This is a genomic window from Azospirillum fermentarium, assembly GCF_025961205.1.
GTDB lineage: Bacteria > Pseudomonadota > Alphaproteobacteria > Azospirillales > Azospirillaceae > Azospirillum > Azospirillum fermentarium.
Map to the genome: position 1 here is coordinate 707,728 of NZ_JAOQNH010000001.1, position 14,909 is coordinate 722,636.

The 14,909-nt window shown below is 69.5% G+C and carries 14 protein-coding genes; 11 read left to right on the plus strand and 3 right to left on the minus strand.

Features of this window, described 5'->3' with window-relative positions; all coding sequences use genetic code 11:
- The first annotated feature begins 31 nt into the window (after positions 1–31).
- The 4 genes from mnmG to M2352_RS03435 are packed head-to-tail and all read left to right on the plus strand — an operon-like array spanning position 32 to position 4,272.
- Positions 32–1,909: a tRNA uridine-5-carboxymethylaminomethyl(34) synthesis enzyme MnmG gene (mnmG, locus tag M2352_RS03420; RefSeq protein ID WP_264663104.1), complete on the plus strand. Its 1,878-nt coding sequence runs from the start codon at positions 32–34 to the stop codon at positions 1,907–1,909.
- Positions 1,890–2,513: a 16S rRNA (guanine(527)-N(7))-methyltransferase RsmG gene (gene rsmG, locus M2352_RS03425; RefSeq protein WP_264663105.1), complete on the plus strand. Its 624-nt coding sequence runs from the start codon at positions 1,890–1,892 to the stop codon at positions 2,511–2,513. Before mnmG ends, rsmG begins: the two co-directional genes overlap by 20 nt.
- Before the next feature lie 41 nt (positions 2,514–2,554).
- Positions 2,555–3,379, plus strand: a complete 825-nt coding sequence (locus M2352_RS03430) for a ParA family protein (RefSeq protein ID WP_264665296.1) — start codon at positions 2,555–2,557, stop codon at positions 3,377–3,379.
- Positions 3,376–4,272, plus strand: coding sequence for a ParB/RepB/Spo0J family partition protein (locus M2352_RS03435; RefSeq protein ID WP_264663106.1), 897 nt, complete (start codon positions 3,376–3,378; stop codon positions 4,270–4,272). Before M2352_RS03430 ends, M2352_RS03435 begins: the two co-directional genes overlap by 4 nt.
- Positions 4,273–4,321: 49 nt before the next feature.
- Here M2352_RS03435 and M2352_RS03440 read toward each other — a convergent pair whose 3' ends face one another.
- The gene (locus M2352_RS03440; RefSeq protein ID WP_264663107.1) at positions 4,322–5,083 is read right to left on the minus strand and encodes an SDR family NAD(P)-dependent oxidoreductase; all 762 of its coding nucleotides are present in this window, start codon (positions 5,081–5,083) and stop codon (positions 4,322–4,324) included.
- Between the two features lie 97 nt (positions 5,084–5,180).
- On the opposite strand from M2352_RS03440, the gene M2352_RS03445 reads away from it, so the two are divergent.
- Positions 5,181–5,588 carry a YkvA family protein gene (locus tag M2352_RS03445; protein ID WP_264663108.1) on the plus strand — a complete coding sequence of 136 codons (408 nt, stop codon included), beginning with the start codon at positions 5,181–5,183 and terminating at the stop codon, positions 5,586–5,588.
- Here the strand turns inward: M2352_RS03445 and M2352_RS03450 are convergent.
- Positions 5,573–6,460 (minus strand): bifunctional transcriptional activator/DNA repair enzyme AdaA, encoded by an 888-nt coding sequence (locus M2352_RS03450; RefSeq protein WP_264663109.1) that lies wholly within the window; start codon positions 6,458–6,460, stop codon positions 5,573–5,575. The two genes, M2352_RS03445 and M2352_RS03450, sit on opposite strands and share 16 nt — an antisense overlap.
- Before the next feature lie 250 nt (positions 6,461–6,710).
- Between M2352_RS03450 and M2352_RS03455 the strand changes: the two genes are divergently transcribed.
- Positions 6,711–7,277, plus strand: coding sequence for a hypothetical protein (locus M2352_RS03455; protein WP_264663110.1), 567 nt, complete (start codon positions 6,711–6,713; stop codon positions 7,275–7,277).
- Between the two features lie 364 nt (positions 7,278–7,641).
- Here M2352_RS03455 and M2352_RS03460 read toward each other — a convergent pair whose 3' ends face one another.
- Entirely contained in the window at positions 7,642–8,760 is a 1,119-nt protein-coding gene (locus M2352_RS03460; protein WP_264663111.1) for a CaiB/BaiF CoA transferase family protein, read from the minus strand.
- A gap of 390 nt (positions 8,761–9,150) precedes the next feature.
- On the opposite strand from M2352_RS03460, the gene M2352_RS03465 reads away from it, so the two are divergent.
- From M2352_RS03465 to M2352_RS03485, 5 genes are all read left to right on the plus strand, one after another.
- On the plus strand, positions 9,151–9,645 hold the full coding sequence (locus tag M2352_RS03465; RefSeq protein ID WP_264663112.1) for a MarR family winged helix-turn-helix transcriptional regulator: 495 nt from the start codon (positions 9,151–9,153) through the stop codon (positions 9,643–9,645).
- A 116-nt stretch (positions 9,646–9,761) separates the two neighbouring features.
- On the plus strand, positions 9,762–10,526 hold the full coding sequence (locus M2352_RS03470) for a polysaccharide deacetylase family protein (protein WP_264663113.1): 765 nt from the start codon (positions 9,762–9,764) through the stop codon (positions 10,524–10,526).
- Entirely contained in the window at positions 10,523–11,080 is a 558-nt protein-coding gene (locus M2352_RS03475; RefSeq protein WP_264663114.1) for a PH domain-containing protein, read from the plus strand. The genes M2352_RS03470 and M2352_RS03475 overlap by 4 nt, the downstream gene beginning before the upstream one ends.
- Positions 11,077–12,966, plus strand: coding sequence for an ABC transporter ATP-binding protein (locus M2352_RS03480; RefSeq protein ID WP_264663115.1), 1,890 nt, complete (start codon positions 11,077–11,079; stop codon positions 12,964–12,966). The genes M2352_RS03475 and M2352_RS03480 overlap by 4 nt, the downstream gene beginning before the upstream one ends.
- Positions 12,966–14,885 carry an ABC transporter substrate-binding protein gene (locus tag M2352_RS03485; protein WP_264663116.1) on the plus strand — a complete coding sequence of 640 codons (1,920 nt, stop codon included), beginning with the start codon at positions 12,966–12,968 and terminating at the stop codon, positions 14,883–14,885. The genes M2352_RS03480 and M2352_RS03485 overlap by 1 nt, the downstream gene beginning before the upstream one ends.
- Positions 14,886–14,909 lie beyond the last annotated feature (24 nt).

A 14,909-nucleotide genomic window follows, 5' to 3' on the forward strand; every position in this document is an offset into this window, starting at 1 on the left:
GTTTTGGGCGATTCCGCCTAGAGTACCGCCTATGCGCACATTCGATATCATCGTGGTTGGCGGCGGTCACGCCGGATGCGAAGCGGCTGCCGCGGCGGCCCGCATGGGTGCCGCCACCCTGCTCCTGACTCACAAGGTTGAGACCATCGGCGAGATGTCCTGCAACCCCGCCATCGGTGGGTTGGGCAAGGGCCATCTGGTCCGTGAGATCGACGCCCTCGACGGGTTGATGGGCCGGGTGATCGACCGCGGCGGCATCCAGTTCCGCATCCTGAACCGCAGCAAGGGACCGGCAGTCCGCGGCCCCCGCGCCCAGGCCGACCGCCGCCTGTACCGCGAAGCCATGCAGGCCGCCCTGGCGGAACAGCCCAACCTGACCATCGACGGCCAGGCGGTGGAAGACCTGCTCACCCACGATGGCCGTATCACCGGCGTGGTCACCGCCGGCGGTGAGGCGATCCGCGCCGCTGCGGTGGTGCTGACCACCGGCACCTTTCTGCGCGGGCTGATCCATCTGGGCGAGGAAAAGACACCGGCGGGCCGCATCGGCGAGCCGCCGTCGCTGGGCCTGTCGGCGGCGCTGTCCCGTCTGGGCTTCCCGCTCGGGCGGCTGAAGACCGGCACCCCGCCGCGGCTGGACGGGCGCACCATCGACTGGGCAGCCCTGGAATCCCAGCCGGGCGACGAGCCGCCGCCGCCCTTCTCCACTCTGACGGAGAAAATCACCACGCCGCAGGTGGCGTGCGCCGTGACCTGGACGACGCCGGAAGCCCACGCGCTGATCCGCGCCAACCTGCACCGGGCGCCCATGTACTCCGGCCAGATCCAGGGCACCGGCCCGCGCTACTGCCCCTCCATCGAGGACAAGGTGGTGCGCTTCGCCGACAAGGACCGGCATCAGATCTTCCTGGAGCCGGAGGGGTTGGACGATCCCACCGTCTACCCCAACGGCATTTCCACCTCCCTGCCGCGCGATGTGCAGTTGGGCATCCTGGCGTCCATGCCGGGTCTGGAAAAGGTGGTGATGCTGCGCCCTGGCTACGCCATCGAATACGACTTCGTGGACCCGCGCGAGCTGAAGGCGACGCTGGAAACCAAGCGGGTGCCGGGCCTGTTCCTCGCCGGGCAGATCAACGGCACCACGGGGTATGAGGAAGCGGCGGCCCAGGGGTTGATGGCCGGCATCAACGCCGCCCTTGCAACCGGTGGGGCGGTGGGTGGCAACGCGGAAGGCTTCGTGCTCGACCGCGCCGACGCCTACATCGGCGTGATGATCGACGACCTCATCACCCGCGGCACCAACGAGCCGTACCGCATGTTCACCTCGCGGGCGGAATACCGGCTGCTGCTGCGCGCCGACAACGCCGACCAGCGGCTGACGCCCAAGGGCATCTCGGTCGGCTGCGTCGGCAGCGTCCGCGCCGATGCCTTCGAGTGTAAGGCGGTGGCGCTGGAGGCCGGGCGCGCCCTGGTCCGGTCGCTCTCGGCCACCCCGTCGGACCTGCAGCGCCAGGGGCTGAACGTCAATCAGGACGGCGTGCGCCGCACCGCCGCCGACCTGCTGCGCTATCCCGATCTCGACGTGGCGGCCCTGTCCCGCGTGTGGCCGGAACTGGCCGTCATCGACGGCGCCGTGGTCGAGCAGTTGGAAATCGACGGCAAGTACGCCGGCTATCTCGAACGCCAGGACGCCGACATCCGCGCCTTCCGCAAGGACGAGGCGCTGGCCCTGCCCGCCGATCTCGACGTGGCCGGCATCGGCAGCCTGTCGGCGGAAATCCGGCAGAAGCTGATCCAGGTCCGCCCGGAAACCCTGGGGGCTGCCGCCCGCATTCCGGGGATGACCCCCGCCGCCCTCGTCGCCCTCCTCCGTCATGTGAAGCGCCGTGATGTCCGTGCTGCCGGTTGATGCCGCCACTTTCCAGGAACGCACCGGTGTTTCACGTGAAACACTGGAGCGTCTGACGGTTTACGAGGGGCTGCTGCGCAAATGGCAGCCGTCCATCAACCTCGTCGGGCCGAAAACCCTGAACGACGCCTGGAACCGCCACCTGTTCGATTCGGCCCAGCTCTGGCCGCACCTGCCTTCCGGCGTCCGCACGCTGGTGGATCTGGGCAGCGGCGCCGGCTTCCCCGGTCTGGTGCTGGCGGTGATGGGCGTGCCCGAGGTTCACCTGATCGAAGCGGATGCCCGCAAATGCGCCTTCCTGCGGGAAGTGGCGCGGGCCACCGGCACCACGGTCACCATCCACACCCGCCGGATTGAGGCGGTGACACCCTTTGCCGCCGACGTGGTGACGGCGCGGGCGCTGGCCCCGCTGCCGCTGCTGCTGTCGTGGGCCGCCCCGTTCCTGAGCCACGGCGGCACCGCCCTGTTCCTCAAGGGACAGACGGCGGACGATGAATTGACCGAGGCCGGCAAAAGCTGGACAATGACCGCCGAGCGGTTCCCCAGCCTGACCGAGCCGTCCGCGGCCATCCTGCGCCTGAGCGCCATCACCTCTATTCAGTGAGCGAAGCCGAGATGAGCGGGACCAACATGACAGGGGCTGAGATGAACGGGTCGCCGAACACAGCGTCCGCCGCACCGCCTGCCACACCACCGGCCCGGGTGATCGCCATCGCCAACCAGAAGGGCGGCGTCGGCAAGACCACCACCACCATCAATCTGGCAACCGCACTGGCCGCCATCGGCAAGCGGGTTCTGGTCATCGATCTGGACCCCCAGGGCAACGCCTCCACGGGTCTGGGCATTCCGCGGACCAAGCGCGCGCTCGGCAGTTACAACGTGCTGTTCGACGGCATGCCGCTGGAAAAGGCCGCGGTGGTCACCGGGGTTCCCAATCTGTCGCTCATCACCGCGTCGGTGGATCTGTCGGGGGCGGAAATCGAGCTGGTCGCCCAGCAGCGCCGCGAATACCGGCTGCGCGAGTCGGTGGCCCGCAGCGCGCTGGAATACGACTATGTGCTGATCGACTGCCCCCCCGCCCTGGGCCTGCTGACGCTGAACGCGCTGGTGGCGGCCCACGCGGTGATGGTGCCGCTGCAGTGCGAGTTCTATGCGCTGGAAGGTCTGAGCCATCTGGTCCGCACCATCGAGCGGGTCAAGCGCACCTTCAACCCCGAACTGGACATCCACGGGGTGGTGTTGACCATGTTCGACAAGCGCAACAACCTGTCCGACATGGTGGCCGCCGACGTCCGCGGCTTCTTCGGCGAAAAGGTCTATGAGACGGTGATCCCCCGCAATGTGAAGGTGTCGGAAGCGCCGTCCCATGGGAAGCCGGTGCTGATCTACGACATGCGCAGCACCGGGGCGCAGGCCTACATCAATCTGGCGGGCGAAGTTCTGCGACGTGAAAAGAGGCTGGTGGCGTGATCGACGAACCAAAGCGCGGGGAAACCGCCCGCCGCACCAACCTGGGCCGGGGCCTGTCGGCGTTGTTCGGGGAGGACACCGACGACTATTCCTCCGCACTCGACCGGGTGCGGCAATCGAAACAGGTGCCCATCGAGTATCTGCAGCCGGGCCGCTTCCAGCCCCGCCGGGTGTTCGACGAGGACGCGCTGAAGGGGCTGGTCGAGTCGATCCGGGAAAACGGCGTGCTCCAGCCGCTGCTGGTCCGCCGCCTGCCCGACTCCCCCAACACCTACGAGATCATCGCCGGCGAACGCCGCTGGCGGGCGTCGCAGCTTGCCGGGCTGTACGAGGTTCCGGTCGTCATCCGCGACCTGACCGACCGGGAAGCGCTGGAAATCGCCCTGGTCGAAAACATCCAGCGCGAAGACCTCACGCCGCTGGAAGAGGCCGAGGGCTACCGCCGCCTGATGGAAGAGTTCAGCCACACCCAGGAAGACCTGTCCCGTGTGGTGGGCAAGAGCCGCAGCCACGTGGCCAACATGATGCGCCTGCTGGCCCTGCCCGATCCGGTCAAGACCATGGTGCAGGACGGCGCCCTGTCCGCCGGCCACGCCCGCGCGCTGCTGTCCATGGACGACCCGGTGTCGGCGGCGCAGGAGGTGGTGAAGCGCGGGCTGAACGTGCGCCAGACCGAAGACCTTGTGCGCAACAGCGACAACGTGCGCACCGCCCGGCGCCGCGACCCGGCGCTGAAGGACGTGGACCTGATGAATCTGGAGGCGGAGATCTCCGCCCGCATCGGGCTGAAGGTGTCGATCACGCCCCAGGGCAAGCGGGGCACCGTGTCGATCCAGTACCAGAACCTGGACCAGCTCGACGATCTGCTGCGCCGTCTGGGCGGCAGCGACTGAACCGGGGCCGGGACGCGTTTCCCTTGGAACGCGTCCCGGCTTTTTCCCCTTACTGCGGTGCCATGCGGATGGCGCCGTCCAGGCGGATGACGTCGCCGTTCAGCATCTCGTTCTCGACGATGTGCTGGACCAGACGGGCGTATTCCTCGGGCTGGCCGAAGCGCTTGGGGAACGGCACCGTGGCGGCCAGGCTGTCCTGAACCTCCTGCGGCATGTTCAGCAGCATGGGCGTGCCGATCAGCCCCGGCGCGATGGTCATCACCCGCACCCCGTGGCGGGCAAGGTCGCGCGCGGCGCAGATGGTCAGGGCCACCACCCCGCCCTTGGACGCGGCATAGGCCGCCTGCCCCACCTGCCCCTCGTAGGCGGCGACGGAGGCGGTGTTGACGATCACCCCGCGCTCGCCGCTGTCCAGCGGGTCGAGCTTCGCCATGCCGTCGGCGGCCAGCCGCAGCAGGTTGAAGGTGCCGATCAGGTTGATGTCGATCACCCGGCGGAAATCGTCCAGCGCCATCGGCCCGTCGCGCCCGACGATGCGCTTGGCCGGGGCCACGCCGGCGCAATTGACCAGGATGCGGGCTGGCCCGTGAGCCGCCGCCGCCGTGGCCACCGCCTCTTCCGCCGACGCCGCACTGGACACGTCGCAGGTCAGGCCCAGCCCGCCGATCTCCGCCGCCACCGCCGCCACCGCGTCCTTGTTGACGTCGAGCACGGTGACCTTGGCGCCCAGCCTGGCCAGATGGCGGGCGGTCGCCGCCCCCATGCCCGACCCGCCGCCGGTCACCAGCGCGCTCAACCCTGTGATGTTCATGAGACTGTCCTCCCGGATGATCTGTTATGGGTGCCGAAACACCCCATCTGTTTACCAGAGCGGGAGGATGCTGAAAATGGTCAGGATACGGTGGGGTATGGAGACGAAGGGGGAGGAGCCTGACGAGGCGGCGGTGCGCCGCCGCTTCTGGCCCACCCTGCGGGCCAATCTGCACCGCGTTCCCTTTGCACGGGATGCGGTGGCCGCTTATTACAGCCTGACGGACCCGGCCACGCCGGTCAGCACCCGGGCGATCCTGGCCGGGGCGCTGGCCTATTTCGTCATGCCGGTGGACGTGATCCCCGACGCGCTGGTGGCCTTGGGCTTCACCGACGACGCGGCGGTGCTGATGATGGCGCTGAACGCCGTGCGCGGCAGCCTGACGCCCGGCCATTACGAGCGCGCCGGCGCCGCCCTGCAGACCCCGGCGGACGCACAGGCGGAAGAAGGACCGGCGCCCGATCCAGCACCCGATCCGGGGGCGGAGCCTCAGCCCTCGCCATAGGCCAGCCCGCTTTCCCACGCCAGCAGCGCCCGCTTGCGCGGCACGCGGTAGCGGTAATTGTGGATGACGCCGGATTTCTGGATCACCCGGTGGCAGGGGATCAGCACGCACACCGGGTTGCGCCCCACCGCCGATCCCACGGCGCGGAGCGCTGTGGGCTGGCCGATGGACACGGCGATGTCCTCGTAGCTGACCACCGCGCCCATGGGGATGCGCATCAGCGCCTCCCACACCTTGATCTGGAAATTGGTGCCCTTCAGCAGCAGGCGCAGCGGCTCCTCGTCGGCCACCGAGCCCCCCGCCAATTCATTGAAGCGGAAGGCGCGGGCGGCGATGGGGGCGGTGGCGGCCGCGTCTTCCACCAGCCGGGCGGCGGGCCACGCCCCGGCAAATTCGTCCAGGGCATCGCGCCCGTCGGCGGTGTCGGCAAAGGTCAGCCAGCACACCCCCCGCTCGGTCGTGCCCACCAGCGCCCCGCCGAACGGCGTGTCGTGCAGCCCCCAGCGGATGGTCAGCCCGCCGCCGAGCGCCTTGAACTCACCCGGCGTCATCGCCTCGCACGCCACGAACAGATCATGCAGCCGCGACGGCCCCGACAGCCCGACGTCGAGGGCGGTGTCCAGCACGCTCTGGTTCTCGGCCAGCAGCCGCTTGGCGTGATCGAGGGTGAGGAACTGCAGGAACCGCTTGGGGCTGATGCCGGTCCAGCGGGTGAACAGCCGCTGAAAATGAAACGGGCTGATCCCCGCCACCCCGGCCAACTCGTCCAGGCCCGGCTGGTCCTGCCAGTTCTCGACCATATGGGCGATGGCGGCGGCAATGGCGCGGTAATGGCGGGCGTCGCTGGCGGTGTCGGTGATGGTGTCGGTCATGGTGCTGGGCCGGGCTTGCGGGTGATGCGTCCGGCAAGGATGGCGCAGCGCCCCCGCCCCGCCAACCCGGTTCTTGCGCGTCGGTTCTTGCCGCGTGGGGCCGGGGAAAATCCTGCCGGCTCCTTTCTGCCCACCGGCCCGTGTTTCCCGTGAAACATGCCAGGAAAGGCTGTTTTTATGTTGGGATATGCGCGCAAAAAAGGCATGGCCTTTGCTTGTCCCCTGCCGGATCGGGAACAGGGGAAACATCATGGTCAGCATCAGCGCATCACCGTTTGCCGCATCGGCATCCGCCAGCCGTGGCCGTTCCACCGCGGCGCAGGCGGTGGCCGACGGCCCGCCGCCGTCGGACCGCACGGAGGAGGAAGACACCCCGTCCCGTCCGTCCGCCGTGCATCAGGCGCCGGCCTTCTCCAGCAGTTCCTACGCGGCTCTGTTTCAAGAGCAGGCCAGCCGGCTGAGTGCCGCGGCCCAGGGAGCCGACGGGCCGAAGGATTTTCCCACCACGGCCCCGGCGGGCGAAACCCCGGTGGCGGGCATGGGCTATTTCCTGTCCAGCCGTGACCGGGCGATGATCGAATCCATCACCGGCCATCACTTTGACGAGCGGAACGCGCTGGTGGACGATAAGGGCCAGCCGGTGTCGGGGAACATCAACCTGATCATCGGCCAGATGTCCGTTGACCGGCAATCCGGGGCGGATCTGCGCGGGGCCATGACCCCCGCCTATATGGAAAAGCTGGCGGGCCGGCTGGCCGCCCATGGCGAACCCCTGGACCGCAGCTTCATCGACAAGGCCATCCAATACCTGAGCTGATCCGATGGGAGGTTACAGCACAAGCTTGGCATCGAATTCGGCGTAGGGGGCATGGACGCCGTTGGCGGAGCGTGACAGAAGCCCGAGCCGTCCAGATGCCGATGGTCTCCCCAGGGCAATCGGGTGAAGGACTTCAGAGATATATTAGGATTTCGTCATTCCCGCGAAGGCGGGAATCCAGCAAGAGCCGCGATAGCGGCGACATGAGTCACGCTGACTCATATGGCGCGCAGACGCGCGCACTGGATTCCCGCCTTCGCGGGAATGACGAAAATCCTAGATTTGGAAAAAAGACCTTTCACCCAATTGCCCTGCCGGGGAGTGCCGAGGGGCGGTGCCCCTCGGCCAAGGCGACGCCTTGCGGCTACGCCCCCCACCGCGCCAGAATCTCCCCGGCGTCGGCATCGGCCACCGGCGTGCGGGCCGGCGGCGGACCGCCGTCCACGCGCAAGCCCAGCAGGGTTTCCACCAGCGGCTCCGGCCCCGGATGGTGGACCACCTGCCCGCGGGCCTTGACGTGGGGATGTTCGGGCACTTCGGCGAACTCCGGCACCGCCTCGAAACAGCAGTCGGCAGGGTCGAGCAGCGCCTGCCATTCGGCCAGCGTGCGGGTGGCGAACAGGGCGGCGATCTCGTCCATCAGGGCTGTCTGGGGCAGCGGTTCGGCCTGCCGGGCCAGCCAGTCGGGGCGCTCCACCGCGGCGCAGAAGGCGGACCAGAACTTTGGCTCGATGGCCGACAGGGTGACGAAGCGCCCGTCGCGGGTGGTGTAAAGGGCGTAGAAGGCGGCACCCCCCGTCAGCAGCCCCTGCCCCCGCACCGGCGTGTCGCCGCGGGCGGCGGCGGTCAGGTTCAACCCCTGCCAGCCCAGCACGCTTTCCATGATCGACAGGTCGAGGAAGGCGCCCTGCCCCGTGCGCTCGCGCCCGAACAGGGCACCCACCACCGCCAGTGCCGTCTGCTGGGCCGAGGCGTAATCGGCCACGGGGGGAAAGGCGAAGACGGGCCGTGCCGCCGTGCCCGACCCGATCAGCCCGCCGCCGATGGCCATGTAGTTCATGTCGTGCCCGGCCCGCGGGGCATAGGGGCCGGTGTAGCCCCACCCCGACAGGCTGGCGTGGACCAGACGGGGGTTGAGGCCGCGCAGCGTCTCGGGCGCCAGGCCCAGCTTGGCCAGCGCGCCGGGGCGGAAGCTTTCCACCAGCGCGTCGGCCCGCGCGATCAGGCGGGTGAAGGTTGCCCGCCCCTCCGCGCTCTTCAGGTCCAGGCGGATGACGGTCTTGCCGGCGTTCAGCAGCTTGTACGCCGCGGTGCTGCCGTCGGAATCCACCGGCCCGATCAGGCGGCGCAGGGGATCGCCCTCCTTCGGTTCGACCTTCACCACCTCCGCCCCCAGATCGGCCAGGATCTGGGCGGCGTGGGGACCGGGCAGGTACTGCCCCAGGTCGATGACGCGGATGCCGGACAGGAAGGACAGGGCCATGGCGATTCGCTCCCGTATGGAAATCTTCCCGACAGTAGCAAACCGCACCCCATAAAAAAACGGACCCTGAAAAAACAAGGCGCCCGGTCTGGGGGGGACCGGGCGCCGGAAGCTTTCCCCAGCGGGGGAAAGCCCGGATGCGGCAGGGGAAACCGCACCGCGGGCGGGCAATGCCTGAAGAACGATTGGCCCGCTTCTTGGTTGACTCACATGGTTGGTGATTGGGGCCGGGACCAATGCGGCAAAGGAATATGTGATATGCGAACCGCTGGGCAGACGTTCTTTTTGCTGACAGATTCGGCAAGTGCCTGCATTTTATACGCGCAATTGCCCAAGCATGAGCCGTTCGCTCATCCGATCATTCACCCCACGAGCCAAGGCCTATCTCCCTTGACCGACCAAGAGTCCACCCTCCCCACCGAACGCCGGGCCCGCCCGCGTTCCGCCAAGACCGCCGCCCTGGCCCTGGGCCCGCTGCCCGGCCTGATCGGCTATAACCTGCGCAAGGCGCAGGTGGCCCTGTTCCAGAGCTTCCAGAACGCGGTGTCGCCGCACGACGTCACGCCGGGCCAGTTCGGCGTTCTGATCATGATCCGCGAGAACGAAGGGCTGAGCCAGTCCGACCTGGGGGCCGCGGTCGGCATCGACCGTTCCACCATGGTGGCGGTGATCGACCGCCTGGAATCCCGCGGGCTGGTGGTGCGCGCGCCGTCGCCGCACGACCGCCGCTCCTATGCCCTGCGCCTGAGTGCGGAGGGCGAAAAGCTGCTGGAAGAGCTGGTTCCGCGCATCCAGGCCCACGACCAGGGCATGGTCAAGGATCTGACCCCGGAAGAGCAGGAACAGTTCATCACCCTGCTGCGCAAGGTCGCCGCCAGCCGCTGACGCGGCGGGGCGCCCAACAATACCCTTGGCCTTGGGCGGATGCCTGGGCCATGCTGGCGGACCCAACGATGGTCCGCCGGCTTTCGGCGGGCCGGAGCCGACGGCCCGCTCTTCCCATGACTTCTTCTCCCTGGACCGCGCTTTCCGACGAACTGGGCCGCTGGCACGCCGAAGGCCGGGTGGCGGACCTGTGGTGGCGCGACGACGACGCGGTGGACGCCACGCCGGCCCTGGACCGGCTGCTGTCCCTGACCGGGGCGCACGGCGTCTTTCCGGTGCTGGCGGTGATCCCGGCGCCTGCCCGGACCTCCCTGTTTCACTCCCTGGCGCATCACCCGCGGGTGATGGTGGCTCAGCACGGCTGGGCCCACGTCAACCATGCCGCCCCGCCGGCCAAGAAATGCGAATTGGGCACCGAGCGCCCCGCCGCCGCGGTGCTGGCCGAGCTTTGCCGCGGGCGGGAACGGCTGGCGGCGCTGGCCGGCGCCCGTTTCCTGCCGGTGCTGGTGCCGCCGTGGAACCGCATCGCCGATGACGTGGCGGCGGCGCTGGGCGGGGTGGGTTTCACCGGCCTGTCCACCTTCACCCCCCGCGGGGCCGCTCCGCCGGGGGTGGTGCAGGTCAACACCCACGCCGATCCCATCGCGTGGCGCGGCGGCGGCGGGCTGGATGCCGAGGCCGCCCTGACCGCCGCCACGGCCCATCTGACCGCCAAGCGGGAGGGGCACGCCGATGGCGGTGAGGCCACCGGCCTGTTGACCCACCATCTGGTGCAGGATGACGCCACCTGGGACTTTCTCGTCCGCTTCCTGGACGTCACGGCCAGCCATCCGGCGGTGCGCTGGCGGGACGGTGCCGCCCTGTTCGGGGGGGCGCCGTGAGCGTGGATGAGGCCCGCGACCTGAGGTATCCCGCCACGGCGGTGTGGGGGGATTACGCCCGCGCCGGGGTGGGGCTGGTGCTGACCGCCGGGCCGCTGCTGGCGTTGCCGGTGGCGGTGTGGGCGGCGGTGCCGCTGGCGGCGGCGGCGCTGCTGTTCGCGGTGTTCGCGGTGCGCACGGTGGGGCTTCACCGGCTGCGGCTGCGCAGGACGGGGGACGGGGTGACGGTCCGCGGGCTGGCCGGCACGGTGGCGCTGCGCTGGGCGGATCTGACGGGCGTGCGGCTGCGTTTCTACAGCACCCGGCGCGACCGCCGCGACGGGTGGTTCCAGGCGGTGCTGGCCGGGCCGGGGGGCCGCATCCGCATCGACTCCCGCCTGGACGGCTTCGACGGCCTGATGGAGGACGCGGTGTGGGCGGCCCGGCGCAACGGCGTGGCGCTGGACCGGACGACGTGCGGCAATCTGGACGCGCTGGGCATCTTCGTGGACGATGACGGTGCGGCGGCCGAGGGGGCAGCGGCCCGGGATGCGGCCGAGGGGGAGAGGCGATGACGCGCGACCTGCTGCGGGTTGAGGATCTCAAGGTCGATTTCCATGGTCCCGAGGGCGTGGTCCCGGCGGTGCGCGGCGTGTCCTTCCGCGTGCGGCCCGGATCGGTGGTGGCGCTGGTGGGGGAATCCGGGTCGGGCAAGTCGGTGGTGGCGCAATCCATCCTGCGCATCCTCCCCGATACGGCGCGCATTTCCGGCGGGCGCATCCTGTTCGACGACCCCAGTTGCGGCCAGCCGCTGGACATCGCCGCCCAGAGCGCCGACGGACGCCTGATGCAGTCGCTGCGGGGCGGGTGCATCTCCATCATCTTTCAGGAGCCGATGACCTCCCTCTCGCCGCTGCACACCATCGGCAACCAGATCGAGGAGGCGGTGCGGCTCCACCGGCAGGCCGACCGGAAGGAGGCGCGCGCCATCGCCCGCGACATGCTGGCCCGCGTCCACTTCCCCGACCCCGTCCGGGCGCTGGACACCTATCCGTTCGAGCTGTCGGGGGGGCTGCGCCAGCGGGCGATGATCGCCATGGCGCTGGTGTGCCGCCCGTCGCTGCTGATCGCCGACGAACCCACCACGGCGCTGGACGTGACCATCCAGGCCCAGATCCTGAAGCTGATCAAGGAGCTTCAGGCCGATCTCGGCATGGCGGTGCTGCTGATCACCCACGACCTGGGCGTGGTCGCCAATCTGGCGGATGAGGTGGTGGTGATGCACCGCGGGGCGGTGATGGAATCCGGCACCCGCGACGACCTGTTCGCCGACCCGCGGCACCCGTACCTGCGCGCCCTGCTGCGGGCGGTGCCGCGGTTCCACATGGCGCCGGGGGAGCGGCTCCAGCCCATCCGCCCGGTGCAGGCGGGGGAGGCGCGGCTGTTGGAGCGCGACGCCCGGCCCTGGCCCGCCGATGCCGACGCCGCCGGCCCGCTGCTGGCGGTGGCGGGGGTGACCAAGCGTTACGGCGCGCGCAAGGGCGGGTGGTTCGGGGCCCGGCCCGGCGGCGGCACGCTGGCGGTGGACGACGTGGGCTTCACCATCGCCCGCGGCGAATGCCTGGGTCTGGTGGGGGAGTCGGGGTGCGGCAAGACCACCCTGTCCAAGATCCTGATGCGGGCGCTCACGCCCGATGCGGGCACCATCCGGTTCAACGACCGCGGGCGCATCATGGACGTGGGCTCGCTGGACGGGGACGGGCTGACCCGCTACCGCCGGGCGGTGCAGTTCATGTTCCAGGATCCCTTCGGATCGCTGAACCCGCGCATGACCGTGTTCGACATCGTGGCCGAACCGCTGGTGATCCACGGCATCGGCACGCCGCCGGAGCGGGCCCGGCGGGTGAAGGAGCTGATGGGGCTGGTGGGGCTGGACGTGCGGCACCTGCGCCGCTACCCCCACAGCTTTTCCGGCGGCCAGCGCCAGCGCATCGGCATCGCCCGCGCGCTGGCCCTGCGCCCCGGCCTGCTGCTGCTGGACGAGCCGGTGTCGGCGCTGGACGTGTCGATCCAGGCGCAGGTGCTGAACCTGCTGAAGGATCTGAAGGAACGGCTGGGCCTGACGTACCTGTTCATCAGCCACAATCTGGCGGTGGTGGATTACATGGCCGACCGCATCATGGTGATGTGCCGGGGCCGCATCGTGGAACAGGCGCCGCGCGCCGCCCTGTTCCGCAACCCCATCCACCCCTACACCCGCGCCCTGCTGGCGGCGGTGCCGGAGCCGGATCCCAGCCGGCCCCTGTGCCTGGACAGCCTGGAGGAAGGGCGGGCGTCGGACCCGGCGGCGTGGCCGGCGCCCTTCACCATCGGCGCCGGGCTGCACCCGCCGCTGGTGGAGGTGGCGCCCGGCCATTGCGTGCGCATGGCCCCGGACTGGTCCGCACAAGAGGTGGCGTGATGCCGTTTTCTTTCAGGCGTTTAGCCGCGTTTGGCCTGGCGCTCGCCCTGCTGTCCCCCCTGCCCTGCGCCGCGCTGGAGCTGTCGGAGGTGCCGATGCTGGCCGAGGCGGTGGCCGCCGGCACCCTGCCTCCGGTGGCCGGGCGGCTGCCGGAACACCCCTATGTGGATCCCATGAACCGCCCGTGGCAGACGGTGGGGCGGCACGGCGGGACCATCACCACCACCATGGCGCGGGTCAAGGACACGCGCCTGATGTACGTCTACGGCTATGCCCGGCTGGTGGGCTACGACCCGGACCGCAACCTGGCCCCCGACATCCTGGAGTCCTACGAGGTGGCGGAGGAGCGGAGCTTTACGCTCCACCTGCGGCGCGGCCACCGCTGGTCCGACGGCGCCCCCTTCACGGCGGAGGATTTCCGCTACTGGTGGGAGGACATGGCCACCAACCCCAAGCGCTACCCGCTGGGGCCGCCGGCGGAGCTGCTGGTGGACGGCAGGCCCCCGGTGGTGGAGTTTCCCGACGCGCTGACGGTCCGCTACACCTGGGACCGGCCCAACCCCTTCTTCCTGCCGCTGCTGGCCGGGGCCAAGCCGGTGGAGATCTACGCCCCCGCCCATTACCTGAAGCAGTTCCATCCCCGCTACACCGATCACGACACGCTGAAGAAACGGGTGGAGGAGGCCAAGCAGAAGGGCTGGGCCCAGCTTCACAACAAGAAGGACGATCTGACGGAGTTCAACAACGTCGATCTGCCCACCCTCCAGCCGTGGCGGCTGGTGACGCCGCCGCCTGCCGACCGCTTCGTGTTCGAACGCAACCCCTATTTCCACCGGGTGGACCCCGACGGGCGTCCCCTGCCCTACATCGACCGGCTGGTGATGAACATCGCCGACGCCAAGATCATCCCGGCCAAGGTGGGATCGGGGGAAAGCGATCTGCAGGCCCGCTATCTGCGCTTCGACAACTATACGTTTCTGAAGAGCGGGGAAAAGCGGAACCATTATCAGGTCCGCCTGTGGCGCAACGGCATGGGCGCGCAGATGGCGCTGTACCCCAACCTGAACTGTTCCGATCCGGTGTGGCGGTCGGTGAACCGCGATGCCCGCTACCGCCGGGCGCTGTCGCTGGCCATCAACCGGGACGAGATCAATCAGGTGATCTATTACGGGCTGGCCGACCCGTCGCACAACGGGGTGCTGCCGGAATCGCCCCTGTGGGTCTTCGCCCGCCAGCACGATCAGCGCGACTGGATCCGCTTCGACATCAAGGAGGCCAACCGGCTCCTGGATTCCATGGGCCTGACCGGCCGCGACCTGAACGGCACCCGCCTGCTCCCCGACGGGCGCCCCATGGAGGTGGTGGTGGAAACCGCCGGCGAAAGCACCGAGGAGCTGGACGCGCTGGAACTGATCGCCGACAGCTGGCGGCGGCTGGGCATCCGGCTGTTCCCGCGCACCTCGCAGTTGGACGTGTTCCGCAACCGCATCTTCGCCGGGGAAACGGTGATGTCCATCGCCCGCGGGCTGGACAACGGGGTTCCCAGCGCCTCCATGTCGCCCGCGGAATTCGTGCCGCTGGCCCAGGTGCAGTACCAGTGGCCGCGCTGGGGCCAGTTCCATGAAACCCGCGGCAAGGAGGGGGAGGCCCCCGACCTGGACGAGGCCAAGGAGCTGCTGGACGCCTTCCGGGCGTGGCGGGACGCCATCGGCAACGACGGCCGGCGCGAGGCGTGGCACCGCATCCTGGCCATCAGCGCCGATCAGATGTTCAGCATCGGCGTGGTGGCCGGCGTGCCGCAGCCGGTGGTGGTGCGCGACACCCTGCGCAACGTGCCGGACAAGGCGCTGTTCAACTACGACCCCGGCGCCCATTTCGGGCTGTTCCACCCCGACAGCTTCTGGCTGGACCGGCCGTAGGGCCGTCTTCCGACCGGAGCGGCA